Here is a 26,992-nt window from a genome sequence, read left to right on the forward strand (position 1 = left end):
GGGTAATAGGCCGTCAACGCCCCGAACGGTACGAAACGGTTGGTCCCGTTTATTGGCGGTTCTGGCGATATGACTGGACGCCTATGCAACGAGAGACCGGTGCGGTATTGATGGCGATGCTCCTGATGCTCGCCGGCGTTCCGATGGCGACGCTCGGGGGTCCGTCGGACGCGACAGACACGAACGGAGTCACACTTCAAGACACGACCGTCGAGCGACTCGAACTCGCGAACGCCACGGTCGAGAACGCGACGATTGAGGAGATGAACGTCGAGTCGGTCGAAATCGAGAATCGCGACGAGACGCTCGACGACGCGACGCTCCAGAACGTCACGCTCGGGGAACTGTCCTTCGAGAACGTGACGATGGAGAGCGTCGAGACCGACGACGAGTCGCTCTCCCAGCAACTCAGCGGGAACGCCTCGGTCCAGGAGGTCACGGTGCAGGACCTCACCATCGAGGAGATGAACGTCTCACAGCTCACGGTCGAGAGCCTGACCGTCCAGACCGACGGTGAGGCGACCGCCGAGGAGACCACGGCTGAGGAGACCGAAACCACGACCGAGGAGGAGGAGGAGGACGCTGAGGAGGAAGACGCCGAGGAGGACGAGGAAACCACGACCGAGGAGGACGAGGAAGATGACCTCGGCGCTGACGACGAAGAGACGACCGAGGAGGAAGCCGACGGCGCTGACGACGAGGAGACCACGACCGAGGAAGACGACCTCGCGCTCCAAGACGAGGAGACCACGACTGAGGAGGAAGACGCGGCTGACGACGAGGACGAGACCACGACCGAAGAAGACGAAGCGGACGACGAGGAAGAAACGACGACCGAAGAGGACGCGGAAACCACGGTCGCTGACGACAATCAGACCGCCGAGATGGACCAGGAAGTCGAGTCGGTCGAAGTCGAGAGCGCGACCATCCAGACCGTCGACGTACAGGAGATGATGGTCTCGAACATGGTGGTCGAGAGTCTCGACACCGGTGCTGACGACGAGGAGACGACCACCGAGGAGACCGAAACGACGACTGAAGAGGAGGATGCTGAGGAAGAAGACGCCGAGGACGAGGAAGCCGAAGAGACCACGACAGAGGAGGAGGACGACGACCTCGGCGCTGACGACGAAGAGACGACCGAGGAGGAAGCCGACGGCGCTGACGAAGAGGAAACCACGACCGAAGAAGACGACCTCGCCCTCCAAGACGAGGAGACCACGACCGAAGAGGAGGAGGAAGATGCGGCTGACGAGGAAGACGCCGAGGACGAAGAGACGACCACCGAGGAAGACGCCGCTGACGAGGAGGACGAAGCTGACGACGAAGAGACGACCACCGCGACCGACGGCGGCCAAGACGGCACGGTCATCGAGAACGTCTCGGTCGGGACCGTAAGCGTCGAGAACGCGACCGTCGGGTCGGCCGCGGCCGAGGAGTCGAGCGTCGAGGAGGGCCAGGTCGCTATCCTCTCCATCCAGGACCTCTCGGCACCCTCGGAAGTCCAGCAGGGCGACAACTACACCGTCGAGGCGACCGTCTCGAACGAGGGCGGCGACCAGGTCGTCCAGCAGGTGTCCTACCGCATCGAGGGCAACGTCGTCGATTCCGACCTGACTCAGATTCCGGCCGGGAACTCGACCACGGTGACGTTCAACATCACCGAAAGCGATATCGGCGCGTTCCCCGCCGGGGAGTACACCCACGGCGTGTACACGCTGGGCGCGAACCAGACCGGTAATCTGACCATCACCGAAGCGAACGACACCGCGGACGGTGGCGCGGAGACGACCGAACCGGGTAACGAGACCACGACCGAAGACGAAGACGGTGAGGACGAAGAAACCACGACTGAGGAAGACGCCGCTGACGACGAGGAAACCACGACCGAAGAGGAGGACGACGAAGCGGACGGTGAGGACGAAGAAACGACGACCGAGGAAGACGCGGCTGACGACGAGGAAGCCGCTGAGGACGAAGAAACGACGACCGAAGAGGACGAGGAAGAAGACGAACTCGGCGCTGACGACGAAGAGACAACGACCGAAGAAGCCTGACGCAGCTTTCGGGTCGAACTGACGCAACTTTTCTTTCGACCGCGCCGCCAGTCACCAGCGGCGCTACTCGCCGCTGTCAACCGCGGTCTGCATGTCGTCGCTGTTGAACGCGCTCCCGGCCTCGCCGTCGGTGTCGAGGACGATGACGCCCGCTCGCGACCCCGTGAGTTCACCGAACTCCTCGATGGCCCGGTCGGCGGCCGCTTGGGCACCGTACCCGGCTTCGAGGTGGCGGACCGCTCGGCGGGTCAGGGTCGCCTTGGCGATGTCCTCGCCCGCGCCCGTGGCGCTCGCCGCGCCCGCGGGGGCCGCGAAGAAGCCGCTCCCGATTTGTGGCACGTCGCCGACCCGGCCCGCGAGCGCGAGCCACCGGCCCCCGGTGGAGGTCGCCGCGGCGAACTCGTCGCCGTCGAACGCGACCGCGCCCACGGTGTCGCTTCCGCCGAACTTCTCGCGGAGCCAGTCGAGGTGTTCGCTCGGCGACCCGTCGGGGGTTTCGTAGTCCTCCCATCGCTCGCGGGACTGCTCGGTCCAGAGGTCGGCGTCGGTCTCGACGCCGAAGTCGGCCGCGAGTTCGACCGCGTGGTCGCCCGAGACGAGGACGTGCGGGGTCTCCTCCATCACGACGCGGGCGGCCGACACTGCGTGTTCGACGCCGAGCATCGAGCAGGCTGCGCCCGCGTCGCGGTCGCTGGTCATCACGCCAGCGTCGGTCCGAATCTCGCCGTCGCTCTGGACCGCGCCGCCGACTCCGGCGTTGAATCGGGGCGAGGATTCGAGGACGTGGACCGCGGCTTCGACCGCATCGACGACTGACGACTCGCTCGCGCCCGCCGCCGCGGCGTCGTCGAGGACCGCCTGTCTGGGTTCGGGTTCGTCGGGGACGCCGCCTGCTCCGCCGTGGACGATGACCTTCATGCACGGAGGTGGTTCGGGAGAGACCTTAAGCATCGGTCAATCGGCAGTCCGGGCGGCGCGGCGTCTCGACGGCGTCACCGGTGCGGTCGGGTGTCGCGGCGTCACCGGGTGCGGTCGGGCGTTCCAGCCTCCTCGGGCGGCGGCAGCCAGAAGATGTCGAGCGAGAGCGCGAGCGTGAACGGGAGGACCCAGACGAGGATGAGTGCAGTCCCCGTGTCCTGTACTCCTTCGCCGCCGAAGCCGACGAACCCCGACAGCAGGATGGTGGTGACGAGGTAGATGAGCGGCACGAACAGCACGGTGTACACCGCCGCGCCCCACGCGGTCGAGAGCCTGAGCCGGAAGAACCGGATTGCGACCGCCGCGACGAGGGTGTTGACGACGATGATTATCAGGAAGCCGATGAGGGTCGCGGCCTGTGACATCGTTACCTGCCCCTTGGTGTCGGGCGGTCTTGTGAGTACCGGATTCGGCGGTTCGACCGGGCGCGTCCCCGGTCGCCGAAAGCGGGGGCCTCGACCGGAGGATTCACCACGCTCGCCCGCCACCGACCACCAATGACGCCGACGCTCGAACGCATCACGGTCTACCCGGTCAAGTCGCTCGACCCCGAGACCCGCGACTCGGCGCGACTGACCGAACGCGGCGCGCTCGCAGGCGACCGCGAATACGCCATCGTAGACGCGCCCGCCGACGAGCCTCACGACAGGGCGACCGCCTCGGTTTCCGGCAACGGCGACTACATCAACGGCAAGCGAACCGCCGCGGTCCACCGGCTTCGGTCGTCGTTCGACTCCGAGGCGGGAACCCTCACGCTTCGCGTGGAGGGCGACGACGACTTCCGAACGTTCGACCTCGACGACCGTACGGAGCTAAACGACTGGCTGAGCGACTACTTCGACCGACCGGTGAGCGTCCGCCGGGAGCCGGCAGGCGGCTACCCCGACGACGATTCGGCGTCCGGCCCGACCGTCATCTCGACCGGAACGCTCCGGGAGGTGGCGTCGTGGTTCCCCGGAATCGGCGTCGGGGAGATGCGCCGCCGATTCCGTGCGAGCCTCGAAATCGGCGGCGTGCCCGCGTTCTGGGAAGACCGCCTGTTCGCCGACGCCGGCGAAGTCGTCGCCTTCGAAATCGGCGACGTGCGATTCGCGGGCGTCAATCCCTGTGCGCGGTGCGTGGTCCCGGCCCGAGACCCCGACACGGGCGAGGAGACGCCGGCGTTCCGCGAGACGTTCCTCGAAAAGCGCGCCGAGACCATGCCTGAGTGGACCGATTCGGACCGCTTCGACCACGACTATCGGCTGATGGTCAACACCAACGTCCCCGAATCCGAGTGGGGCGCGGAGATTTCGGTCGGCGACGAGGTTCGAATTGCGGGCGTCGAGTCCGAGGAGTAGAGCCGATAAAACGAGCGACTAATCCATCGACGCGGACGCTTCGGAGGCGTCCGACTCGTCGGACGCCTCCGAAGCCCCGGATTCGGCGTCGGCCGCGTTTGCCCGTCCTTTCTCCACCGCTTCGAAGCCGCGTTCGAGGTCTGAGAGCAGGTCCTTGGGGTGTTCGACGCCGACCGACACCCGGAGCAGAGCGTCGGTGATGCCGAGTTCCGCGCGCTCCTCGGCGGGAAGCGGCGAGTGGGTCATGCTCGCGGGGTGTTCGATGAGGCTCTCGACGCCGCCGAGGCTGACCGCGAGCGTGAACTCCTCCAAGGCGGCGACGAACCGCTCTACGTCTTCGAGGTCGCCGTCGATTTCGAACGAGAGGACGCCGCCGTGGCCGTCCATCTGTTCGTCGGCGAGTTCGTGTTGGGGGTGAGATTCGAGTCCGGGGTAGTGGACCGCGGCGACCGCGTCGTGGGATTCGAGGTAGGCCGCGACTTCCGCGGCGTTGGTCTCGTGCTGGCGCATGCGGAGCGGGAGCGTCTTTAGCCCCCGAAGCACCATGTAGGCGTCGAACGGAGCCATCACGTTGCCCATCCCGACCTGCTGGAGGAAGCCGATTTCTTGGGCGTAGTCGTCGTCCGAAACGACCGCCACGCCGCCGAGCGAGTCGCTGTGACCGTTGATGTACTTCGTGGTGCTGTGGACCACCACGTCCGCGCCGAGTTCGAGCGGACGCTGGAAGTACGGTCCCATGAAGGTGTTGTCCACGCCGAGGAGCGCGCCGCCCTCGTGGGCGATATCGGCCATCGCCTCGATGTCGCAGAGTTTGAGCAGGGGGTTCGTGGGCGTCTCCATCCAGACGAGACTCGTCTCGGGACGCATCGCCGACCGGACCGTTTCGGGGTCGGTCGCGTCCACGAAGTCCACCGCGACGTTGAGTTTGTCGCGGAAAAGCTCCTTGAGCATCGTGTTCGTCCCGCCGTAGAGGTCGTCGAACGCCACTACGTGGTCGCCGGGTTCGACCGCGGCCATGACGGCCGCCACGATGGCGCTCGTCCCGGAGGCGAACGCCATCGCGTGTTCGCCGCCCTCCAGGGCCGCGACCCGCTTTTCGACCGCGTGACGGGTCGGATTCGAGAGTCGCGTGTACAGAAATTCGTCGGCGTCGGGGTCCAAGTCCTCGAGCGCGGTATTCATATCGATGCCCTCGACGGCGAACGTCGAGGCGAGGTGTATCGGCGAGGTCACGTCGCCCACCCCGTTCGAGAGGTCCGGTTCCTCGCCGTGCGTGACCGCGAGCGTTTCGAAGCGTTTGGCGTCGGACTCAGACAGATTTTCAGATGACATGCACAACCATACCATCGTTTCACGACGAGCCATTTGATTCCTTCGACTATTTAATGCGCCGAAAGAATGTCTCGGGTCGAAAGATTACCGCCGAGTATACTGGCAATAACTGCCGAGGTATGCGGCGAAATTTCAGACGCGCACAATACCGAACCGAACTCGCGCGCGGTCACGACGCTCTCGCGTAGACGTTCTCGGTCCGGGTCTCGCCGTCGAGATGGGTCTCGGCTTCGCCGGTCTTCTCGAAGCCTCGCTCCTCGTAGAACGCGTTGCCCATCTCGTTTTCGGCGAGTACCATCGCCTGCATCGTCTCCGCGCCCATCTCTCTCAGTCGTTCCTCCGTGGCTTCCAGCAGGGAGGTTCCGATGCCCTCGTGCCATCGCTCGGGGTGAACGTAGAGTCGGAGCACGTCGCCCTCGCCGTTGTCTGTGGCTCCGTGCGCGAACCCGAGAATTTCGCCCGCTCGCGGTTCGCTTCGCTCTCCGCTCGCGCTTTCCGAGTCGCGTTGCGACTCGCTCGCGACCAGACACACCTGCTCGTCGTCGCCGATGATTCGGTTCATCGCGTCGTCGGCGTACCACTCCGAAACCGCGTCCTCGATGACCGATTCGGGCACGACGTCGGCGTAGGCGCGCTTCCACGACTCGCGGGCGACCGAGCGAATGGTCGAGATGTCGTCTTTCGTGGCGTCTCTGATTTCCATGCGAGTGAGTGCCACGAGGAAGGTGGTAGCCGTGACGGTCGGTTTCGTCGGGAATTCTGGTTGAAGGATGAGGGTTGGGGTGCACGGTCGGACGACGACCTTATGCGACGGCGCTTTGACGTGAGAACATGACCGAAGCCACATTGGTCCGGGCGCGAATCAAACCCGGAAAGACCGAACGTCTGCGCACGTGGTTCACAGAACTATCAGACCGTGAAGACGAAGTCCTCGAAACCCTCCATCACGAGGGGATGTACACCGAAACTGCGTTTATCGAGACCACCGACGACAGCGACTACTTCTACATGTTCATGGAAGCCGCCGATATGGAGGTGGCCGACGAGGCTGGCGACGAAGAAGCCTACGAGATAGACGAACAGCACCACGAGGTGCTGGCCGAGACGCTGACCGACGACGACCGGAAGTTCGAATCCATCGGCCACTTCACGAACCCGGACCGGACCTGAGAGCGAAGCTACCTCGAAGCAAGTGAACCGGGAAAGTCGCTCGCGTCCGGAAAAGAGGACGTTCGCTCAGTCGTCGCCCGAGGCCGCCGCGCCGCCACTGCTCACGCCCGTGCCCGGCCCCACGTCGATACCGAGTTCCTCCAATTTCTCGTCGGGCACCACGCCGTCTTCCCAGCCGCGGACCTCGTAATACTCGTCTTTGAGTTGGTCGAGTTCCACGAGCGAGCCTTCGGAGCCGCCCTGTCCCGGAATCGCCTTGGGTTCGCCTTCCACGAACCGGACCGGCAGGTCGTCGTCGCTCCCGTCGAAGCCGACGAGGTTGTTGTAGTAGCGTTCGAGGTTGTAGATGCGCTCGCCCGCCTCCATAATCTCCTCCTCGGAGAGGTCGAGGCCGGTCATGCCGTTGTACTGGAGGACGTACTCCTCGACGCCCTCCGCGAAGGCGTTGAACTTGCAGATGTCGAAGCTGTCGGAGACCGCGTGCATGTCCTGGAAGGTGGCGCAGAGTTCGCCTTTCCCCTCGGGTTCGTGGGGGTCGACCTTCTCCGGGATGCCGAGAATCTCGGCGGCCGGGGTGTACCCCCGGAGGTGGCACGCGCCGCGGTTCGAGGTGGCGTAGCCGATTGCCATCCCCTTCATGCCGCGCGGGTCGTAGGCCGCCATCGTCTGGCCCTTCACGTCGAGGGACATGTCCTCGTCGCCGAGTTCCTCGGCCGCGCGCTTCGCACCCTCCGCGAGGAGGTCGGCGAGGTCGTCCTCGCGGTTGGCGACGCGCTCTATCATCTCTATCATCGTCTCGGTGTCGCCCCAGTCGAGTCCTTCTTCGAGGTGGCCCTCCTCGGTGGCTTCCATCGCCATCGCCATCGTGTTGCCCATCTCGATGGTGTCGACCGCCATGTCGTTACACCGGTCTATCATCATCGCGACCTTGTCGCGGTCGTCGGTCATCGAGTTCGGGCCGAGCGCCCACGCCGACTCGTACTCGTAGGACTCCATCCGGATGTTGTGGTCCTCGCCCTTGTGGTTGACCTGCACCTCGACCTCCTTCTTGCACGCCACGGGGCAGGAGTGGCAGGTGGGTTCGTCCACGAGGATGTTCTCGCGGACGTTCTCGCCCGACACCTTCTCGGCGTCGATGTTGGGTTCGTCGGCGTCGCCCTCGGCCTCGCTGCTGGTGGAGGTGTACTTTGCGTTCCGGGTCGGCAGGCCGTCCATCTCCTCGGTGACGTTCATCAGGACGTTGGTGCCGTACAGCGACAGGCCGCCCTCGTTCGGCGCGGTCACGTCGGACTCCTGAATCACGCGCATCGCCTGCTTGTGGCCCTTCTGGAACGTCTCGGAGTCGGCGGGCTTGGGCATCTTGGTCGAGGATTTGACCACGACCGCCTTGAGGTTCTTCGACCCCATCACCGCGCCCGTGCCACCTCGGCCGGAAGCCCGGTCGTCCTCGTTCATGATGCAGGCGTACCGGACCTGATTCTCGCCGCCCGGTCCGATGGCCATCGCCGAGAGGTTCTTGCCGAACGCGCCGTCCATCTTGTCTTCTATTTCGGCCATCGTATCGTGGACGCCCCATCCCCACATGTGCGAGGCGTCCCGGAGTTCGACTTCGCCGTCTTCGACGACCGCGTAGACAGGGTCGTCTGCTTTCCCCTCGAACAGCAGGCCGTCGAACCCGGACCACTTGAGTCGCGCGCCCGACCACCCGCCGTGGTGCGAATCGGTCACGGTGTTCGTGAGCGGCGACTTCGTGACGACCGCGATTCGCCCGCTCATCACGGTCTGAGTCCCGGTGAGCGGCCCCGTCATGAACGCGAGGAGGTTGTCCGAGCCGAGCGGGTCCACGTCCGCCCCGTTGTCGAAGACGTACTTTACCCCCAGCCCTCGCGCGCCGATGTACTTCCGAGCGTCGTCGTCGTCGATACCCTCGTAGCCAACGGCCTCCTCGGAGAGGTCGACGCGAGCGACGTGGTCTTGGAATCCGCCTAAATCAGTCATGGTAACGTCCTATAATTGTATTAGGCCGGAAACGTGTTAGTCATTGCCGTAATGGCGTAACCGGAATAGGTTACGCCCGACCGAGGTCGAGTTTCCCGACCGACACCACCGTCTTTTATCGGTGCGCGTGCGAACGCCGAGTCGATGAACTTCGACCGTCTCCGCCCGCCGGGGTGGCTCCGCTGGGTCGGCGTCGTCGCCGTGGCTGGCGTCATCTTCTACAGTTCGGTAATCGAGCCGCCGAGTTCGGGCGTGCCTCACACCGGCCCGCTCGGACTGTTCGGCTTCGACAAGTGGCTCCACGTGCTGGCGTACGGGGGACTCGCAGGCGCGCTCGCGACCGCACTCGCCCCCGGTCGCGGGGTCGGCCGGGCGGTCGTGCTGGCGGCCGCGCTCGCGCTCGCGTACGGCGTCGGCATCGAGTTCGCACAGGCCGTGGTCCCCACGCGGGCGTTCTCGGTCGGCGACATCCTCGCGAACGTCGTCGGCGTGACGGTCGGGGCGGTGTGCTGGCGGACGGCGTTCGCGGTCACCCAGCGACTCGAAGCCGCCCAGACCGCTGAGACGAACGCGGGGCGGTGAGCCTCCGGATGTACGCCCGTCTCGACGCCATTCCACAGCCTCTTAACGACCGCCGACCCAACGACGGGCACGAATGAGAGTCGTCGTCCCCTTCGCCGCCAGTGAGCCGAAGACCCGACTCGAAGGCGTGCTCTCCGCCGCCGAGCGGTCTTCGTTCGCCGAAGCGATGCTCGCGGACGTGCTGGCGGCCGTGCGCGCGACCGGTCGCGACCCCGAAGTGCTCGCGACGGCTCCAGTCGCGGTGGACGCGCCGGTGACGGTGGACGACCGACCGCTCACGCCCGCAGTCAACGCCGTGCTGGCCGAGACCGAGGGACCCGTCGCAATCGTGATGGCCGACCTCGCGCTGGCGACCCCCGACGCGCTGGCGCGACTGTTCGGAACCGACGCTGAGGTCGCACTCGTGCCGGGACGAGGCGGCGGCACGAACGCGCTCGTCGCGCGCCACCCCGAGTTTCGGGTGGACTACCACGGGACTTCGTATCTGGACCATCTGGAGATTGCGCGAGAGGTCGGGGCGGAGGTCGAGGTCGTTGACTCGCACCGACTCGCGACTGATGTGGACGAGCGCAAGGACTTGGCGGAGGTGCTGATTCACGGAAAGAGCGAGGCGCAACGCGCCTCGGAAATGCGAGCGGTGAAACCGCGAGCGCGGAGCGAGTCGTTCAAGTGGCTGAAAGAGGCGGGGTTCGAACTGGCGAGCGACGAGAGTCGGGTCGGTGTGGTTCGGGACGGAATCTGAGAGAAGGCCACCGTTTTAATACGATGAGGGCTAAGATGGGCGTAAGCGATTACCGATGACGGAACTCGAACACATCGAGATTGAGGGGTTCAAAGGGTTGGAGCATGTGGAGTTCGAGCCGTCAGATATTAATTTGATTACCGGGCGGAACAACACCGGGAAGACTTCGTTCTTGGAAGCTGTGGATCTGTTCTTTAATCCTCGAAGTCTCGAAAACTTCGATGAAAACATCGATTCCGTGATCCATGTAGATTTCGACCGTACTGAGATTTGTGGAGAGACTGACCTACCAACCATCAAAACCAATATAAGATATCCATCATTATCGGAAGCGGAGACTATGTTTTTCGAGATAGCTTCTACCACCGGTGGCTTTCAGATGTCGCTTTCACAGTTTACTGCCGAAAAAGAAGAGTCTGATGCTCCAAAACAAATCTACGAAGAAATCCGGAACTCATTAGCAAACACGATAAAGGAAAAGATGGTCACGGAGTCCACTGAAGGACTCCAAGATGAGATACTAATATTGTCGACAACGGATAACGAATATCCGTGTTTTTTGGGTGGAGAAAGAAGCACCTCACTCATGAGAAGTATTCTAGAGGAGATAGTTGATGAATTTAGCCAGAACGAGAATGTCACTGATTTGGGGCTCTATCATAACCAAATGGGTCCAAGAGGGTTCTTCGAATTTTATTCAAGAAGACTAGATCTTGGTCTCCCTCCCGAAAACACATTTATAAACCAACCAGAACTAACTGATTCAGTCACATTCATCCAATCGACAAATCCTACTGAGCGCATTGGGCAAGCTGACGACAATCAAGAACCGATCAAGACAGACGATATCAGCGACTACATAAAACAAACAGGGATAGTAGATAACCTCAAAACTTTCACGCTTGACTACCTCGTTTTCGAAGACGAAACCGGGGAGAAAAATCAAATACCGTTCGATTTCATGGGTGACGGTTTCAAGTCGATAGTCGGCTTGCTCTGGGAACTCATGGACGAAGACGTTCAAAACGACATCGTCCTTCTCGAAGAACCGGAAACCCACATGCATCCCGGATACATTCGTGAAGTCGTCTACTTCCTTATCAACCTCGCCCGCGAGGAGGACGTGCAACTCTTCATCACTACCCACGACAGCGACTTCATCAACGGCTTTTTCACCGAGAATCTGACTGACGAAGAGGAAGCCTATCTCGAAGACGAATTCTCCCTCCTCCGGATGGAAGAGGACTCGGCAGTGGTCGAGGACTACGCGACTGCCCGCGAGAATCTGAAAGACCTCCACCTCGACCTGCGAGGGATTTGAATGAAACACATCATTCTCTGTGAGGGGAAGCACGACGTTCACCTTGTATCATCTTTCTTTGAGGAGCGGGGCGGAAGTTTCGAGCTGAAAACCGTTCTCGGCGAGGAAATCCAATCCTCGATGCGAGGTGAAGAGTCCCGTCAAATTTCGAACTTCCGGGAGAGACGGAATCCGTACCACGTCCTCGTCAAGTCTGACAATGGAAAACAGGAGTTGGAGAAGGTCTTCTCGGTCGTCGTGAACCAACTGCTTCGAATCGACCCCGAGATTACCGTTCTCGTAGACCTCGACGGCGGAACTCTCGAAACTTTCGTAGATGGGCTAGACGAGCGAATCCGCACTCGACACGACAGGCTGGAACTCGATGCTCCTGAAGTAGCCGAGCGAAACCACGACATGGTGGCCGGGGTCTGTGAAGTCCTAACGACGAACGGCAAGAAGAAAGGAGAGTTCCAAATCGTCGCCTTCGAGCAGACCCTAGAACGCGTTGCTGACGTGTCTCGCGACGACGAGACCGACGAATGGAAAGCCGGAATCGAGGACTTTCTCGGCGAAGCAGACCACATCTACGACTTTCTCCATTCGGTACTACCGGACAAAGAGAACTGATTCCAAGTAACCGCGAAAGCAAGGATTTTCCCGCCGAAGCCAGAACTCGATACAATGGCAGGTGCCGAGATCCCGGGGGCCGCCGAGTACGATATCCGAATCGAGTTCGACGAGCGCGAGGCCTCGAACCTCCTTGAAATCAACCCCGGTGACGTATCCCCCGCCGACGAACTCACGTTCGCCAAGAACGTCTTCGTCCCGCTCACCACGGCCTGCCGGTACACCTGCACCTACTGCACCTACTTCGACCCGCCGGGAGAGGCGTCCCTGCTCTCGCCCGAGGAAGTCAGAGACATCCTCGAAACCGGCGCTGACGCCGGATGCACCGAGGCGCTCTTTACGTTCGGCGACGACCCCGACGACCGCTACGACCGGATTCACGAACAACTCGACTCGTGGGGCCACGATTCGATTCACACCTACCTCCGGGAAGTCTGCGAAATAGCGCTCGACGTGGGCCTGCTCCCCCACAGCAACCCCGGCGACCAGACCCGCGAGCAGATGGCGACGGTCGCCGACGTGAACGCCTCGATGGGCGTGATGCTCGAAACGGTCGCCGACGTGGACGCCCACGCGGGACCCCGCCGAAAGAATCCGGGCCAGCGACTCGACACGATTCGAACCGCGGGCGAACTCGGCGTGCCGTTCACCACTGGCCTGCTGGTCGGCATCGGCGAAGATTGGCGCGACCGCGCGAAAAGCCTGCTCGCCATCCGCGACCTGCACGAGCGATACGGTCACGTGCAGGAGGTCATCGTCCAGAACGTGGTTCCGAACGAGCGCTCGAACTTCGACCAACCCTCCGTCGAGACGATGCGCCGGGTGGTGTCGATGGCGCGGTACTGCTTGCCGGACGAGATTTCGGTGCAGGTCCCGCCGAACCTCTCTCCGACCCGCGACCTCCTCGACTGCGGCGTGGACGACTTGGGCGGCGTCTCGCCGATTACGGACGACTATATCAACCCCGAGTACGAGTGGCCCGCGCTCCGGGAGTTGGAGGATATCGCCGACGAGGCCGGGGTTCCGCTCCGCGAGCGACTCCCGGTGTATCGGCGGTTTCTGTCGGACGGAGTCGGTGGCGAGGCCACAGAGAACGAGTGGGTTTCCGAGACGATTCGGCGAGCAATCGAGGCCGACGACGAGGCTGGCAAGCGGTATCGGGCCGTTCTCGACGCCGAGTAGTCACCGCAGGTGTCGCCGGGCACTCACCGCAGATACCGCATCTCGATTCCCGGCAGGCGCTTTCTGACGGCGACGTAGAGTACCGACACCGCGAGTCCGACGACGGTGAACGTCCGGACCCACCCGTCGAACAGCACGAGGCCCGGCACCGAGAAAATCGCGGCGAGCAGGAGGTCTTCGGGCGCGCCGTCGTAGCGAATCCAGCGCCGGGGGGCGACCCATTGTTTCGCCGGGTGGACGTACACCCCGCGGTCGTCGGTGGCCTCCCACGGGCGGAGTTCGAGGCCGCCGCCCGCCGCGTCGGTGATACAGTGAATCGCGGCCGAGAGCAGGACGAACGCGACCGCGACGGTCGCGTTCGTCGGCGAGAACGCCGCGACCGCACCCGCGACCGCTCCGGCCGCCGCGTAGTACACCGGAAAGTGGAGCGTCCGGCGGTGCTGTCCGGCGAGCAGGTCGAGGTCGGGGAGTACGCCGCCGACGATTGCGCCCAACGCCGCCACCGACGCGAACTCCGGCGCGACGACCGCGACCGGGGCGGCGAGCGTCACGCCCATCGCGGCGTGGGTAGTGTTCATCATGCGTGGCTGAGGGTCCTGTGTGCGTGAGTCGTCATGGCTCAGTCGTCTGCGACCGTCTCGGGACTCGCTCGCTCGTCGGGCAAGAGCGGCGTCCCGTCGGCGGCGGGTCCGAGTTCGGGGCCGAGCGGCGGGTCGTCGGGGTCGATTTCCCGTTTCTTTCGGTAGTCGGTCGAGCGTTCGACCGGGGTGCGTCCGACCGCGGTTATCATCTCGACGTACTCCGCGAACGACCGGAACTCGCCGAACTCCCCGCCCGCGCGCTTGGTAATCTCCTCGCTCAGGATGGTGCCCATGAAGTCGTTCGCGCCACACGAGAGCATCTTGAGGCCCTGCTCGTCGCCGTACTTGACCCACGACGACTGGATGTTGTCGATATTGTCGAGAAAGAGCCGCGACACGGCAATCATGAGTTCGTCCTCGTGGGTAGTCGCGCCGCCCTCGACCATCCCGCGGTCGAACAGCGGGGTGTTCCGGTGGACAAAGGATAGGGGAACGAACTCGGTGATGTTGTCGGTCCGGTCCTGAAGGTCGCGGATTCGCTTCAGGTGCATCACGCGGTGGGCCTCGTTCTCGACGTGGCCGTACATGATGGTCGCGGTCGTGTCGAGACCGACCGCGGCGGCGGCCTCCATCGCTTCGACCCACTCGTCCGACCGGATTTTGCCGGGGCAGATGACCCCCCGGACTTCGTCCACCAGAATCTCGGCCGCGGTGCCCGGAACGCTGTCGAGGCCCGCGTCCTTCAGACGGCCGTACACCTCCTCGTACGACCAGTCGGTGCCCCTCCGGGCGTGATACGCCTCCTCGGGCGTCATCGAGTGGAGGTGGAGGCCGTCAACGTCCATCGCCTCCATCTGCTCGACGTAGGTACCGGGGTCGGTGTCGTAGGCGCTCGGAGATTTGTAGTTCAAATCGCCTCGGTCGCTCGCCTCCAGCATTTCGAGGTGTTCGTCGTCGAGCGCCAGCGCGGGGTGGAGGCCGCTGACCGACGTGACCTCGTAGATACCCATCTCGCGCGCCGCGGTGACGGTTTCTCGCGACTCCTCCGGCGTCTTGGTGAATCCGCCGTGGTCCTCGCTGCTGTCCGCCTCAAAATCTTGCGCGGTGTCCTTGAAATTGCAGAACAGACACCCGGTGTTGCACGCGGTGGTGACGTTGTTGTTGAGGTTGGCGACGAACGTCACGTCGTCGCCGACCACCTCGGCCCGGCGGCGGTCGGCGGCTTCGAGGACCGCCTCCTTGCGCGCGATGTCGATTCCCTCGCGGTCGGTCCCGGTCGTCATGAGTTCGACGCCGTCGGCGACCGAGAGCCTGTCGCCGTCCCTCGCTTTGGCTATCGCCGACTCGAACGACTGGTCGGTGTCGGGGACGTACTCGAAATCGAAGCGCCCGCGCGGGACGTTGGACCGGGCCGCGTCTTCCATCGTCCGTCACGTTGAGCGGGAGAGATAAAAACCGAGGGGATTCCGGCAGGCGGACGAAAAGCGATAGCAGGTCCGGCGACAGCGGTCTCAGACCCGGTCGGCCAACTCCCGGAGGCGGTCGCCCCCGTTTCGCAGGATGGGCGTACCGTGACCCATCGCGGCGACCTCGAAGTCGGGCGCGCGGTCGGCGAACGCCCGGACGCTCCGCCTGACTTCGGTGGTGTCGTCGCTCAGGTGCCACGGCGAGGGTTCGAGCCGACCGCCGCGTTCGCGCACGAGGTCGCCGAGAAACGCCACATCGTCGCCGACGTAGACGACGTGGCCCGGCGAGTGTCCGGGCGTGTGGTACGCGGTGAACCCCCCGATTTCGTCGCCGTCCGAGACGGGGCGAATCGGCACGCCGGGCGCGACCACGAACGGGAGCGTCACGCGCTGTAACAGTCCCTTGTGGTTCCGCCAGTCGGGGCGGTCTTGCCCGGCCAGCACGGCGGCGTCTTCGCGTCCGACGTAGACGGGCGCGTCGAATCCGAGTTTTCCGAGCGCGCCCACGTGGTCTACGTCGAAGTGCGTGAGCAAAACTCGGGTCACGTCGCCGACGGCGTAGCCGGCGTCGCGGATGCCAGCCGCAATCGCGTCGGCGTCTCGCGGCGTCCCGGCGTCCACGAGCACCACGTCGTCGCCGTCCTCGACCAGATACGCGTTCACGTGTCCGAGGTCGAACCACCAGACGCCAGCCTGTTCGCCCTCCCGAAGTTCGGTCGTACTCGCCATGACCGCGGTACGAGACCGCGAACCAAAATCCTACCCCCCAGACGGCTATCGCCTTACGCTCCCTCCGCCGACGCGTCGAACGGTCGATTTTTGTCCGCGCGGAACCGACCTCGGGTATGGAGAGTCGCTTCCCGTCGGAGTCGCGCGACCGCAAGCGTGCCGCGCTCGCGGTGCTACCCTTCCTCGCGCTCGGTCTCGCCGACCTCGCCCTGTTGCTCCTGTGGGGGGTCGACCCCCTCTGGGGCTTCGCCATCCTGCCGCCGATTCTGTTCGTGAGCGCGCTGGCGTGGATAGCGTTCTCGACCGGGTTCATCGACGACCGCGAGTAGTTCGGACCGTTCACGACCGTTTATTCGGGGTGAACGGCGCGAAACGGTCTGGACGGTCACCTCGGTTGAAGTGGAATCCGTCCGTACGAGCGAGTGCGGTCGCGGACGGATTCGCGCCGTCTCCGCTCCGGCGGCGCGCGACGACGACCGCACATCCCGGCGCGACGACGAGCACACCCGACCGGGCCGGACCCGCCCATCGGTCCGGTTTCCGCCAGCACGACAGCCGACCACCGCGCTCGTCACCGCCGACACCCGGCCGCCACAGAGGCACACACGGCTCGCACCACCGCCGCCCTTTCAGCCCTCCTTCGAGCCGACCTTTAAGGCTCCGCCCCGCGTTCGGAGTGGCATGGGACTCGACCGGTACCCCGACCTCGACCCCGACGAGGGCGAGGTCCTCGACGCGGAGTTGGCCGTGACCGACGACGTACTCGTGAAGGCGTTCGCGCTCGGTCCGGGCGCGGAGCTTTCCGCACACGACCACCCGAACGCCACGAACGTCTTTCACGTCCTCGAAGGCACTGCGACCGTCGTGCAGGGCGACGACGAGGAAGCAATCGAAGCTCCGGGCGTGGTCCTCCACGAGCGCGGGGAGGTCCACGGCGCGCGAAACGACACCGACGAGCGCGTGGTGCTGACCGCGAGCCTCTGTCCGCTCCCCTCGTAGCCCGAATCCAGTTTTCGTCGCAGTCCGAACTCGGTTCGGCCATCGTCGGGCGAACGCGCCGCGGTCGCCCGACGAGTCCGGCGGGAACGCTTTTTCGAACCTTCGCGGAGTCACAACGGGGCGGCGGGCGCGGAGCGCGGTGGCGCTTCGCGACCGTGTTTTAAGGGGCCGTCCGCCGAATGGTCGAATATGGTCGATTTCCAATCGCGCGATACGAGCCGCGGATTCGACGACGAGGACTCCCCCGACGACGATTCCCCCGCCGAGGACGGTCACGACGAGGGCCACGACCACGGGGAGGGCGACCACTCTCACGACGAGGACGACCATCACGCGCACGACGTGGAATCGCTCGGTGCGGCGGTCGTCACCGTCTCCTCGTCGCGGTCGCTCTCGGACGACCCCTCGGGCGACGCGGTCGTGGCCGCCCTCGAAGACGCGGGCCACACCGTCGTCAGCCGCGACCTCGTGAACGACGACCGCGACGGCGTGCAGGGGTCGCTCGACGCGCTGGTCCGGCGCGACGACGTGGACATCGTCGTCACGACCGGCGGGACCGGCGTCACGCCCGACGACGTGACCGTCGAGGCGATTTCGCCGCTGTTCGAGAAGGAACTGCCGGGGTTCGGCGAACTGTTCCGGTCGCTGTCGTTCGAGGAAATCGGAACGAAAATCGTCGGCACGCGCGCGACAGCGGGCGTGGCCGACGGCGTCCCGGTCTTCTGCCTGCCGGGGAGCGAGAACGCCGCCCGACTCGGAACCGAGGAGATAATCGTCGAGGAGGCGGGCCACCTCGCGGGGTTGGCGAGTCGGGAGTGAGTCGGTCGGAAGTGGCGCGTCTTACTCGAAATCCCGGCGCATCGCGATTTCGAACCACGGACAAAGTCGGAGTTGGCGGTACCACTCGGGGTGCTCGTGGAGTCGCTCGTAGGGCACCCACATCAGGCCCGCGACCTCCTCCTCGTCGGGGTCGAGCGAGCGGTCGTCGAGGGTGAGTTTGAGGACGGCACAGACCTCGTGTTCGACGCCCGCGTTCTCGAAGTAGCGCTTGTATTCGAAGCGGTCGGTGACCCGGAGGTCGTCGTACTGGTCGGGCGTGACGCCGAGTTCTTCTTCGAGTCGCTGGCGGGTGGCGTCCTCCTGAGACTGACCTTGCACGGGGTGGGAGGCCACGGTGCCGTCCCACCACGTCCCCCAGAGGCGCTTGCCGGGCGCGCGCTGGGCCAGCAGGATGTTGCCGTCGCCGTCGAACACCAGCGAGGTGAACGCCCGGTGGCGGGTGCCGCCGTTCGTGTGGGCGTCGAGTCGGTTGACGAGTCCCTCTTCGTTGTCGTCTTCGTCCACCGCGACGACGTTCTGTCGGGCGTTCTTGTGGCGCTCGTCGGTCTCGGGTGCGCTCGCGTCCGTCGTCGTGTCGTCTACGCTCATTGGACTCGAATTGCGGGGGATAGGTAAAACCGTCTTCGATAGTTCGCGGTGGCACGAGCGAGACCGCGGAAGAATACTTTTGTGCTTGTGCGCACAAACACAAACCATGGGGACGAAGACCATCGGCCTCCGGGACGACGTGTACGAGCGTCTGAAATCCCGAAAGCGGGAGGGCGAGAGCTTCACGGACGTGATGGACCGCCTGATGGACGAGACGACGCCCGACTGGCGAGAGGGATTCGGGACGCTCTCGGATGGGGAGGCTGACGAACTCGAATCGGTCGTCCGCGAATCGCGCGAAGCGACGGCTGAAGGAGTGACGAATCGACAGGCGGAGGCGCTCGAAGCGCTGGCGGAGGTGACGGATGACGACGAAACTGCTTGATACGACGTTTCTCATCCACTACTGGGCGGGACGAGACGCCGTGGCGGAGTACCTCGAAGCCCGCGAGGACACCTGCGAGTTCGCCACGACCGCCATCAATCTCAAAGAGATTGCGGTCGGACGGAAGCTACAGGGCCAGTTCGACCCGCGCGAGATACGTTCGAAGTTCGAGTGGGTTCGTCTCGTGCCGTTCGGCGTCGAACACGCCTTCTCGGCTGGCGAGCTGGAAGCGAGTCTGCGCGAAGACGACGACATCAATCAGCAGAAGGTGAACGCGCTCGCTGGCGACCTCCTCATCGCGTCGGTCGCGGCGGAGTTGGGCGCGCCCGTCGTCACGCGAAACGTCGAGGATTTTGAGCTGTTCGATGGCGTTTCTGTCGAGACGTACTAAGAGCGAGCGTGTCCGAGAGCTTTGGAGATTCCCCGCCACCCTTTTTCGATTGAAGCGTCTCGTTCGCCCGTCATTCTGTCACCGTATCAGAAACGCTGATTTTTCGATTGAAGCGTCCTGCTCGCACGTCGCCTCTGAGAACCGCACCGCGACCGCGACGGCCACACCCTCCCCAACCGATTCCGTCGCTCCTTTCAGTCGCTCCGTCATCCCTCGCGCGAATGATAGCGCGGCCACTTGCGGGCCGCGCCAGCGCGCGCCGGGGTGGATGGCCAGATGGTCGAAACCGTCGCTTCTCCAAATTCGCACAAATCGCCGCTCGCCCACCTTGCGTGGCACTCTCTCGCAAATTCGAAATTCGAAATTTCGTTTCGGAAGTCGTAATCTATCGTCGGATTTATTACGATGAGCGAACTTCGGTCTATCAACAGAATGACCGAGGATACCACGACTGGCGACGGACGGACCATCCTGCTCATCGGAAGTGGCCCCATCCAAATCGGACAGGCCGCGGAGTTCGACTACTCCGGCGCGCAGGCCTGCCGCGCGCTTCAGGAGGAGGGCGCGCGAGTCGTGCTGGTCAACTCCAACCCCGCGACCATCATGACCGACCCCGAGATGGCCGACAAGGTGTACATCGAGCCAATCACCACCGAGGCCATCGCCGAGATTATCCGGGAAGAGCGCCCCGACGGCGTCATCGCGGGTCTCGGCGGCCAGACCGGCCTGAACGTCACCGCCGAACTCTCCGAGGAGGGCGTCTTGGAGGAGTACGACGTGGACATCATGGGCACGCCGCTGGAGACCATCTACGCCACCGAGGACCGCGACCTGTTCCGCCAGCGCATGGAGGAGCTGAATCAGCCGGTGCCGCGCTCGACCACCATCGCGCTCGACGAGGACGAGTCGGTCACCGACTTCGACGAGGAGGCTCTGCGCGAGCGCGTCGAGGACGCCGTCGAGACTGTCGGCGGCCTCCCCGTCATCGCCCGGACCACCTACACCCTCGGCGGGTCGGGGTCGGGCGTCGTCCACGAGATGGACGAACTCGTGGCCCGCGTTCGGAAGGGTCTGCGCCTCTCGCGCAACAGCGAGGTCCTCATCACCGAGTCCATCGCGGGCTGGGTCGAACTCGAATACGAGGTGATGCGCGACGCGGGCGACTCGTGCATCATCATCTGCAACATGGAGAACATCGACCCGATGGGCATCCACACCGGCGAGTCCACGGTCGTCACGCCCTCGCAGGTCATCCCCGACGAGGGCCACCAGGAGATGCGCGACGCCGCCCTCGAAGTCATCCGCGACCTCAAGATTCAGGGCGGGTGTAACATCCAGTTCGCGTGGCGCGACGACGGCACCCCCGGCGGCGAGTACCGCGTCGTGGAAGTGAATCCGCGCGTCTCGCGCTCCTCGGCACTCGCCTCGAAGGCGACGGGGTACCCCATCGCCCGCGTGACCGCGAAGGTCGCGCTCGGAAAACGACTCCACGAAATCGAGAACGAGATTACGGGCGAGACCACCGCCGCGTTCGAACCCGCCATCGACTACGTGGTCACGAAGGTACCGCGCTGGCCCAAGGACAAGTTCACCGACGTGGACTTCGAACTCGGCACCGCGATGAAATCGACGGGCGAAGCGATGGCAATCGGCCGGACGTTCGAGGAAAGCCTCCTCAAAGCCCTGCGCTCCTCGGAGTACGACCCCGACGTGGACTGGCCCGAGGTGGACGACGCGACCCTCGAAGCCGACTACCTCGAATCGCCGACGCCTGACCGCCCGTACGCGATGTTCGAGGCGTTCGAGCGCGGGTACACCGTGGCCGACGTGGTCGAACTCACCGGCATCGAGGAGTGGTACGTCGAGCGCTACGAGAACGTGGCCGACGCTTCGGTCGCGGCCCAAGAGGGCACCTTCGAGCAGGCCGCCGAAACGGGCTTCACGAATCAAGAGGTCGCGGCCAAGGCTGGCGCGGATGTCGGCGCTGTCGAATCCGCTGCACCCGAGCGCGACTTCAAGCAGGTGGACACCTGCGCGGGCGAGTTCGCGGCCTCGACGCCGTACTACTACTCCTCGCGCCGTCCCGGCGTCGGACTCGGCCGGAACGAGGTGCAGGTCGATACCGACGCCGAGAGCGTGGTCGTGGTCGGCGGCGGTCCCATCCGCATCGGGCAGGGCGTCGAGTTCGACTACTGCTCGGTCCACGCGGTTCAGGCGCTCCGCGAACAGGGCATCGACGCCCACGTCGTCAACAACAACCCCGAGACCGTCAGCACGGACTACGACACCTCCGACGGCCTCTTCTTCGAACCCATCACCGCCGAGGAGGTCGCCGACGTCATCGAGACCACCGACGCCGACGGCGTGATGGTGCAGTTCGGCGGCCAGACCTCGGTCGATATCGGACGGCCGCTCGAAGACGAAATCGAGCGCCGGGACCTCGATTGTGAGATTCTCGGTACGACCGTGGACGCGATGGACCTCGCGGAGGACCGCGACCGCTTCAACCGCCTGATGGACGATTTGGGCATCGCACAGCCGGTCGGCGGCTCCGCGACCAGCGAATCGGAGGCGCTCGACCTCGCTCACGATATCGGCTACCCGGTCCTCGTCCGTCCCTCCTACGTCCTCGGCGGACGCGCGATGGAAGTCGTCCACGACGACGACGAACTCAAGGAGTACATCGAGGAGGCGGTCCGGGTCAGCCCCGACAAGCCCATCCTCGTGGACCAGTTCCTCGCCAACGCGGTCGAACTCGACGTGGACGCGGTGGCCGATGGGGACGACGTGCTGATTGGGGGAATCATGGAACACGTCGAGAGTGCCGGTGTCCACTCGGGCGACTCGGCCTGCCTGATTCCCACCCGGTCGCTCTCCGAGGAGACGCTCGGGCGCGTCCGGAGCGTGGTCGAGGACATCGCGGTCGCGCTCGACACCGTGGGCCTGCTGAACGTCCAGTTGGCCGTCCAAGACGGCGAAGTGTACGTCCTCGAAGCCAACCCCCGTTCGTCGCGCACGGTCCCATTCGTCTCGAAGGCGACCGGCGTCCCAATCGCGAAACTCGCCGCAAAAGTGATGGCGGGCGACTCGCTCGCCGACCTCGGCGTGGCCGAGCAGGTGCCCGACCAGATTAGCGTGAAGGAGGTCGTCCTCCCGTTCGACCGCCTGCCGGGAAGCGACCCGCGCCTCGGCCCGGAGATGAAGTCCACGGGCGAGGTGATGGGGAGCGCCGACACCTTCGGCAAGGCCTACGACAAGGCTCAGGACGCGACCGGCAAGCCCATCCCCGACTCGGGCACCGCCCTCGTGGACCTGACCGACGACTTCGGCGAGTACTTCAGCATCGACGAGTTCGGCGACTACTTCGAGGTCGTCACGCCCGAGGAGTTCGGCGACGACCCGACCGAGCAGGCCGACGCCGCCAAGGAAGCGATTCTCAGCGGCGACATCGACCTCATCGTCTCGCGGAACCGCGACGTGCTGGAGACTGCGGTCGAGGAGGAAGTGACCTACTTCTCGACCGAGGCGAGCGCGCAGGCCGCGCTGGAGGCGCTCGACGCGCGCGACGAACCCCTCGACGTGCTGCCCGTCGGCGACCGGCCGAAGACGACTCGCGAGTGGGGCCGGTAAGCGGCGGACCTTCGCTTTTCGAGCAAAAATTCAGACTCCGGCGTCCATACCCGGATGCGTCCCCTGAATCCGGAGCAACTGCGCCGCCCGGTCGGCCTTCGCCAACAGCACTTCCTTGAGCGCGGGCGGATTCCTGATTCGGGTGTCTTCGAGTACGTCTCTCGGGAGCGCCAGCGTTCCCTCCGGAACGTCGTCCTCGCCGTGGACCGCGAGGTGGTGGCTATCGACTTTCATCACGAGTGGATTGTCGAGTCGCTCGATTCCCTCGCCGGTCGCGTACAACTGCTCGTTGATTTGCTCGTGGTGGTCGCGCCGCATGGCCGCCTGCTCGCCGTCGGACGGTTCGACGTACAACCGACCGAGGTAGTAGCCGCTGGAGAACTCCTCGAACATGGGACAAGCTAACGTATATCAGGACCAGGAATAAGCGTTTCGGATAGGTTTATATAGTCGCGCAAAAACACTATTTAACTACTCGCAATCTCTCCCGTCGTTCGGGCGGACGTTTCTCGGTGAGACGGCTCCCCTCCGAGGGGACCGAACGTCCCCGCCGGTCGCGCTCGCGCGACCGGCGGGGACGTTTCGGGGGTCCGAGGCCCGTCGCATTCTGTGCTCCGTCTCCGTCTTCGCTCGCATCCCGTCACACGTCTTTCGACCGATAAGAACTTTGGCGCTCGCGGCCCGCGAGGACGTATGGTGATTCCCGACCGGTACGCGCGCCAGTTTCTCGAAGACGGGCCGAATCTCGCGTGGCTCGTCTCGGTGAACGTACTGGCGATGCTGGTCGGGGTGCTGTTCTACGTCGAGACACTCCCCGAGGTGCCGACGTACCTCTGGCCGCTGTACGCCGACTCGCCCGCCGCGCTGTTTCTGGTCACGCTGTCGCTCGTCACGCTCCTGCCGAATCTCGGCAATCGGGTGTCCGACGCGCCGCGCAACCGCGCGCTCGCGTACCTCCACACGTTCGCGTTCGCGTGGCTCGTAAAGTACGGTCTCTGGACCGCGGTCTCGCTGAACCTCGGCTTCTCGTCGTACTTCGGGCCGCCGTGGAGCGAGGACGCGCTGTGGTCGTACTGGTTCATCGTCCTCACGCACCTCGGGTTCGTGGTCGAGGCGTATCTCCTCCCTCACTACGGCGCGACGACTCGCGGGGCGCTCGCGGCCGCGCTCGCCGCGCTCCTCGCCAACGACGCGCTCGACTACCTGCTCGGCTACCACCCGCCCCTGCGGTACGAACCCGGCGTCGTCCTGCCGATTGCGACCGTCGCGCTCTCGGTCCTCGCGGTCGGGGCCGCGGCGCGCGCGTTCGACCGCCTCCCCCGAACCGAGGGTCAGAACCGGCTTGAAACCGAGTAGGCGCGAGCTAATCGGGCTTTGAACGCTAATACGCGCTCTCGACGTGTAAGCGTCCGACGTGAACGGAACGAACGAATGTCTGCCTTTTTAAACGGGGGCGCTATACGTCGAACTGATGAGTGCCCATCGAGCCGTCCTCCTGACGTTGCTCGTCATCTGTGGCTCGCTGGTGGTCGCCGCGCCGACGAGTGCGATGACAGACGCGAGCGCCGACGATGCGCTCGCGTCGGAAGACCTCCGGCCTTCGACCGCCCAGACCGACGCGACCCAGGACGAAACGACGGAGAACGAGACGAACGATTCGTTCGGTGCGAACATCTCGTCGTTCATGCAGTCGAGCGCCGCCGAAATCGGCGGCGCGGTCGAGACCGGCATGTGGTCGGCGTCGTTCAACGCGACCGCGAACCGCTCGAGTCAGGAGCGACTCGTCGAGCGCCGAACCGACAAACTCCGCGGCGACCTGACCGACCTTCAGGAGCGCAAGGAGGAACTCGCCGCCGAGCGCGAGGCGGGCGAGATATCGAAACCGGCCTACAGAGCGCAGGTCGGACAACTGACGGGACGAATCAACGCGCTCCAGTCGGCCATCAACGCGACCGAATCGCGGGCGAAACAGGCTGGCATGAACACCGACGAGATTCGGACGCTCGAAGCCGACACTCGGAATCTGTCCGGTCCCGAAATCGCCGCGGTCGCTCGGAACACGACCGGCGTCGGGAACGGACCGCCCGGAAGCGCCGGAGCCGAGGGCAACGAAAGCGGTCCCCCGACCGGCGTCGGGGAAGGCGTGAACGAGACGGGAATCGACGAAAGCGCCAACGACACGGCCGCCACCGGTTCCAACGCCGCGAAGCCGCCCAACACCACAGATACGAACGCCTCTGGCGAGCGTGGACCGCCCGAGAAGCGTCCGGTGGACGGCGACTCCGAGAATCCGACCGACGCCAGTAGCGCGTCGAACGCCACCCCGCCCTCGGCGGCGAACGACTCCAGCGAAGCCAGCGACTCGAACGCGAACGCCACCGATTCCGTCTCGGTCGCGTCGAGCGCGTTCGACGACGTGTAGCGAGTTCGGACCCCGCGTGGGTCGGCGAGCGAGACGCGACCCACCGGACGAGAGACACCCTTTTGGGCGCTCGTTTCCTACTCTTCGCCGGAATGGACTCCGCCGAACTACTCGACATCCTCGGAAACGAAAACCGTCGGCGTATCCTCCGACTGCTCGCGCGCAAACCGTGTTACGTCACCGAAATCAGCGAGTACCTCGGCGTGAGTCCCAAGGCGGTCATCGACCACCTCCGAAAGCTCGAAGACGCCGGTCTCGTCGAGAGTCGGACCGACGACCAGCGCCGAAAATACTTCAGCATCTCGCGGAACCTCCGACTCGAAGTGAGCGTCTCGCCGTACGAGTTCGGGATGAAGAGCGCCTACCCCGCGAGCAAGAGCCTCGACGTGAGTCGGTGTCGGCACATCTCTCTCAACGTCCAGCTCGCGGACTTGGCGGAAACGCCACCGAGCGAAGGAGGGGGAGAGGCCGACGCGAGCGAGACCGACGCGGACGAGACCGGAACCGGGGACGCCGATGCGGACCGCGCGTCTCGGACGGACGCCGACGAGACCGGCGCGTCCGACGACGAAGCCGTCGGACGCGCGACCGGTCTGGCGTCCGAACTCGACGAACTCCAGCAGCTCCAGAGCGAACTCTCGCTCGCCCAGCGGTGGGTTCACGGCCGTATCGCTGACGTGCAGGACCGACTGAGCGACGCACTCGACACCGGCACCGACGGCGAGACGCGACTCCACGCCGAGGTGCTGTCGGCGGTCGCGGGCGGCGCGAGTACGTCCGCGGACGTGAGCCGCGCGGTCGAGGCACCCCGCCCGGTCGTCGAGGAGTGTCTGGACGCGCTCGAAGACCGGGGATTCGCCGAACGCGACGGCGACGAGTGGTCGCTCGCGGAGTAGCGCGGCCGAAAGTAATCAGAGACCGAGAGTCAGATGTCCTGCGTGAGTCCGTCCCGGAGGTCGCCGCCGAAGTGCGCGCCGAGCGCGCCAGCCACCAGACCCGACCCCGCGCCGACGACCGCGAGCGGGACGCCCGCCCCGCCGAACGCACTCAGCGCGAGGTGGCCGAGGACGGTCATAAGTCCGGCCGCGACCGCTCCGGCGGCCGCGGATTCGAGCAGAGTCGAGCGCTTGACGGCGAGACCGAGGACGAACGCGCTGACGAACACGCCGACGAGTCCCGCGAGGCTGTCGAGGAACGGGAGCGGGACGAACGCGTTTCCGGCGAACATCCCGGCCCCGAGCAGGAGGACGGCGTAGAGGAACACCTTGGGCGAGAAGATGCTGGTCGCGCGATTCTGGAGGCGTCCGGCGAACGACGAGGACTCGGCGGACCGCGACGAGGACGATTCGGTATCGGCGTCCGACGTCGCGATGTCGTCGTCGAGGAGGTCGGCGTACTCGTCCGCGACCGAGTCACCGGAGTGCTGGTCGGAACGCTGGGTCATACGTGGGTATGGAATCGCGGAGGTAATGGGTCTTTTCGTGGGGAGAAAAATCGGCTTCGAGATTTCGGCTCATTCCGGGGTGAAACTGTGCCGATTTATTCGGGACCTCGGCAAACACGGTTCTCCGCCGGTGGATGAGAATCGGAGGCAGCAAAGCGAACGACCGAGGACCGCAGTCGAGTGGGGAGCCCCCGCGGTGCCGTGCG

The 26,992-nt window shown here is 64.8% G+C and carries 28 protein-coding genes; 17 read left to right on the forward strand and 11 right to left on the reverse strand.

The genetic code is table 11. The features are described 5' to 3' along the window. The first annotated feature begins 83 nt into the window (after positions 1-83). Positions 84-2,057, forward strand: a complete 1,974-nt coding sequence (locus EKH81_RS02390) for a hypothetical protein (protein WP_132057937.1) — start codon at positions 84-86, stop codon at positions 2,055-2,057. 63 nt (positions 2,058-2,120) lie between these two features. On the opposite strand, the gene EKH81_RS02395 is transcribed toward EKH81_RS02390, so the two are convergent. Both EKH81_RS02395 and EKH81_RS02400 read right to left on the reverse strand, forming a co-directional pair. Beyond that, positions 2,121-2,975 carry an isoaspartyl peptidase/L-asparaginase gene (locus EKH81_RS02395; RefSeq protein WP_132057936.1) on the reverse strand — a complete coding sequence of 285 codons (855 nt, stop codon included), beginning with the start codon at positions 2,973-2,975 and terminating at the stop codon, positions 2,121-2,123. Positions 2,976-3,076: 101 nt separating this feature from the next. Beyond that, on the reverse strand, positions 3,077-3,400 hold the full coding sequence (locus EKH81_RS02400; RefSeq protein WP_132057935.1) for a DUF7991 family protein: 324 nt from the start codon (positions 3,398-3,400) through the stop codon (positions 3,077-3,079). Between the two features lie 132 nt (positions 3,401-3,532). Here EKH81_RS02400 and EKH81_RS02405 point away from each other — a divergent pair, with 132 nt between their 5' ends. Continuing rightward, a complete protein-coding gene (locus tag EKH81_RS02405; RefSeq protein ID WP_132057934.1) occupies positions 3,533-4,375 on the forward strand; it encodes an MOSC domain-containing protein in 843 nt (280 codons plus the stop codon). A gap of 18 nt (positions 4,376-4,393) precedes the next feature. On the opposite strand, the gene EKH81_RS02410 is transcribed toward EKH81_RS02405, so the two are convergent. Both EKH81_RS02410 and EKH81_RS02415 read right to left on the reverse strand, forming a co-directional pair. Beyond that, positions 4,394-5,707, reverse strand: coding sequence for a trans-sulfuration enzyme family protein (locus EKH81_RS02410; protein ID WP_202935035.1), 1,314 nt, complete (start codon positions 5,705-5,707; stop codon positions 4,394-4,396). Positions 5,708-5,876: 169 nt separating this feature from the next. After that, positions 5,877-6,410, reverse strand: coding sequence for a GNAT family N-acetyltransferase (locus tag EKH81_RS02415; RefSeq protein WP_162224347.1), 534 nt, complete (start codon positions 6,408-6,410; stop codon positions 5,877-5,879). A 128-nt stretch (positions 6,411-6,538) separates the two neighbouring features. Between EKH81_RS02415 and EKH81_RS02420 the strand changes: the two genes are divergently transcribed. Then, complete coding sequence (locus EKH81_RS02420) at positions 6,539-6,877, forward strand: DUF6176 family protein (RefSeq protein ID WP_132057932.1); 339 nt, start codon at positions 6,539-6,541, stop codon at positions 6,875-6,877. Positions 6,878-6,943: 66 nt separating this feature from the next. Here EKH81_RS02420 and EKH81_RS02425 read toward each other — a convergent pair whose 3' ends face one another. Then, positions 6,944-8,875 (reverse strand): aldehyde ferredoxin oxidoreductase family protein, encoded by a 1,932-nt coding sequence (locus tag EKH81_RS02425; RefSeq protein ID WP_132057931.1) that lies wholly within the window; start codon positions 8,873-8,875, stop codon positions 6,944-6,946. 144 nt (positions 8,876-9,019) lie between these two features. Here EKH81_RS02425 and EKH81_RS02430 point away from each other — a divergent pair, with 144 nt between their 5' ends. From EKH81_RS02430 to cofG, 5 genes are all read left to right on the forward strand, one after another. Continuing rightward, positions 9,020-9,457 carry a VanZ family protein gene (locus EKH81_RS02430; protein WP_132057930.1) on the forward strand — a complete coding sequence of 146 codons (438 nt, stop codon included), beginning with the start codon at positions 9,020-9,022 and terminating at the stop codon, positions 9,455-9,457. 73 nt (positions 9,458-9,530) lie between these two features. Continuing rightward, positions 9,531-10,199, forward strand: coding sequence for a 2-phospho-L-lactate guanylyltransferase (gene cofC, locus EKH81_RS02435; protein WP_132057929.1), 669 nt, complete (start codon positions 9,531-9,533; stop codon positions 10,197-10,199). A gap of 55 nt (positions 10,200-10,254) precedes the next feature. Further along, a complete protein-coding gene (locus EKH81_RS02440; protein WP_132057928.1) occupies positions 10,255-11,520 on the forward strand; it encodes an ATP-dependent nuclease in 1,266 nt (421 codons plus the stop codon). Then, complete coding sequence (locus EKH81_RS02445; RefSeq protein ID WP_132057927.1) at positions 11,521-12,129, forward strand: hypothetical protein; 609 nt, start codon at positions 11,521-11,523, stop codon at positions 12,127-12,129. It begins immediately after the preceding gene. A 54-nt stretch (positions 12,130-12,183) separates the two neighbouring features. Further along, on the forward strand, positions 12,184-13,311 hold the full coding sequence (gene cofG, locus EKH81_RS02450) for a 7,8-didemethyl-8-hydroxy-5-deazariboflavin synthase subunit CofG (protein WP_132057926.1): 1,128 nt from the start codon (positions 12,184-12,186) through the stop codon (positions 13,309-13,311). Between the two features lie 23 nt (positions 13,312-13,334). Here cofG and EKH81_RS02455 read toward each other — a convergent pair whose 3' ends face one another. From EKH81_RS02455 to EKH81_RS02465, 3 genes are all read right to left on the reverse strand, one after another. Then, the gene (locus EKH81_RS02455; protein ID WP_132057925.1) at positions 13,335-13,892 is read right to left on the reverse strand and encodes a metal-dependent hydrolase; all 558 of its coding nucleotides are present in this window, start codon (positions 13,890-13,892) and stop codon (positions 13,335-13,337) included. 38 nt (positions 13,893-13,930) lie between these two features. After that, positions 13,931-15,316 carry a 7,8-didemethyl-8-hydroxy-5-deazariboflavin synthase subunit CofH gene (cofH, locus tag EKH81_RS02460; RefSeq protein ID WP_132057924.1) on the reverse strand — a complete coding sequence of 462 codons (1,386 nt, stop codon included), beginning with the start codon at positions 15,314-15,316 and terminating at the stop codon, positions 13,931-13,933. Between the two features lie 87 nt (positions 15,317-15,403). Beyond that, a complete protein-coding gene (locus EKH81_RS02465; RefSeq protein WP_132057923.1) occupies positions 15,404-16,087 on the reverse strand; it encodes an MBL fold metallo-hydrolase in 684 nt (227 codons plus the stop codon). Between the two features lie 116 nt (positions 16,088-16,203). On the opposite strand from EKH81_RS02465, the gene EKH81_RS02470 reads away from it, so the two are divergent. The 3 genes from EKH81_RS02470 (at position 16,204) to EKH81_RS02480 (ending at position 17,905) form a co-directional block, all read left to right on the forward strand. Beyond that, positions 16,204-16,416, forward strand: coding sequence for a DUF8142 family protein (locus EKH81_RS02470; RefSeq protein ID WP_132057922.1), 213 nt, complete (start codon positions 16,204-16,206; stop codon positions 16,414-16,416). 352 nt (positions 16,417-16,768) lie between these two features. Beyond that, positions 16,769-17,086 carry a cupin domain-containing protein gene (locus tag EKH81_RS02475; protein WP_132057921.1) on the forward strand — a complete coding sequence of 106 codons (318 nt, stop codon included), beginning with the start codon at positions 16,769-16,771 and terminating at the stop codon, positions 17,084-17,086. Positions 17,087-17,275: 189 nt separating this feature from the next. Then, a complete protein-coding gene (locus EKH81_RS02480) occupies positions 17,276-17,905 on the forward strand; it encodes a MogA/MoaB family molybdenum cofactor biosynthesis protein (protein WP_132057920.1) in 630 nt (209 codons plus the stop codon). A 21-nt stretch (positions 17,906-17,926) separates the two neighbouring features. On the opposite strand, the gene EKH81_RS02485 is transcribed toward EKH81_RS02480, so the two are convergent. Next, entirely contained in the window at positions 17,927-18,514 is a 588-nt protein-coding gene (locus tag EKH81_RS02485; protein WP_132057919.1) for an NUDIX hydrolase, read from the reverse strand. A gap of 106 nt (positions 18,515-18,620) precedes the next feature. Here EKH81_RS02485 and EKH81_RS02490 point away from each other — a divergent pair, with 106 nt between their 5' ends. The 3 genes from EKH81_RS02490 (at position 18,621) to carB (ending at position 22,920) form a co-directional block, all read left to right on the forward strand. Beyond that, positions 18,621-18,899 (forward strand): antitoxin VapB family protein, encoded by a 279-nt coding sequence (locus EKH81_RS02490; protein WP_132057918.1) that lies wholly within the window; start codon positions 18,621-18,623, stop codon positions 18,897-18,899. Beyond that, complete coding sequence (locus EKH81_RS02495) at positions 18,880-19,290, forward strand: type II toxin-antitoxin system VapC family toxin (protein ID WP_132057917.1); 411 nt, start codon at positions 18,880-18,882, stop codon at positions 19,288-19,290. The genes EKH81_RS02490 and EKH81_RS02495 overlap by 20 nt, the downstream gene beginning before the upstream one ends. A 432-nt stretch (positions 19,291-19,722) precedes the next feature. Further along, positions 19,723-22,920, forward strand: a complete 3,198-nt coding sequence (carB, locus tag EKH81_RS02500) for a carbamoyl-phosphate synthase large subunit (protein WP_132057916.1) — start codon at positions 19,723-19,725, stop codon at positions 22,918-22,920. A gap of 30 nt (positions 22,921-22,950) precedes the next feature. On the opposite strand, the gene EKH81_RS02505 is transcribed toward carB, so the two are convergent. After that, positions 22,951-23,313: a DUF5802 family protein gene (locus tag EKH81_RS02505; protein WP_132057915.1), complete on the reverse strand. Its 363-nt coding sequence runs from the start codon at positions 23,311-23,313 to the stop codon at positions 22,951-22,953. Positions 23,314-23,613: 300 nt separating this feature from the next. Between EKH81_RS02505 and EKH81_RS02510 the strand changes: the two genes are divergently transcribed. The 3 genes from EKH81_RS02510 (at position 23,614) to EKH81_RS02520 (ending at position 26,238) form a co-directional block, all read left to right on the forward strand. Next, the gene (locus EKH81_RS02510; RefSeq protein ID WP_132057914.1) at positions 23,614-24,276 is read left to right on the forward strand and encodes a DUF1405 domain-containing protein; all 663 of its coding nucleotides are present in this window, start codon (positions 23,614-23,616) and stop codon (positions 24,274-24,276) included. Positions 24,277-24,391: 115 nt separating this feature from the next. Continuing rightward, the gene (locus tag EKH81_RS02515) at positions 24,392-25,342 is read left to right on the forward strand and encodes a DUF7096 domain-containing protein (RefSeq protein WP_132057913.1); all 951 of its coding nucleotides are present in this window, start codon (positions 24,392-24,394) and stop codon (positions 25,340-25,342) included. 92 nt (positions 25,343-25,434) lie between these two features. Beyond that, positions 25,435-26,238, forward strand: coding sequence for a metalloregulator ArsR/SmtB family transcription factor (locus EKH81_RS02520; protein ID WP_132057912.1), 804 nt, complete (start codon positions 25,435-25,437; stop codon positions 26,236-26,238). 29 nt (positions 26,239-26,267) lie between these two features. On the opposite strand, the gene EKH81_RS02525 is transcribed toward EKH81_RS02520, so the two are convergent. After that, a complete protein-coding gene (locus EKH81_RS02525) occupies positions 26,268-26,786 on the reverse strand; it encodes a hypothetical protein (RefSeq protein WP_132057911.1) in 519 nt (172 codons plus the stop codon). Between the last annotated feature and the right edge of the window lie 206 nt (positions 26,787-26,992).

Origin of the sequence: Halorussus amylolyticus, from assembly GCF_004143485.2 — an archaeon.
Taxonomy (GTDB): domain Archaea; phylum Halobacteriota; class Halobacteria; order Halobacteriales; family Haladaptataceae; genus Halorussus; species Halorussus amylolyticus.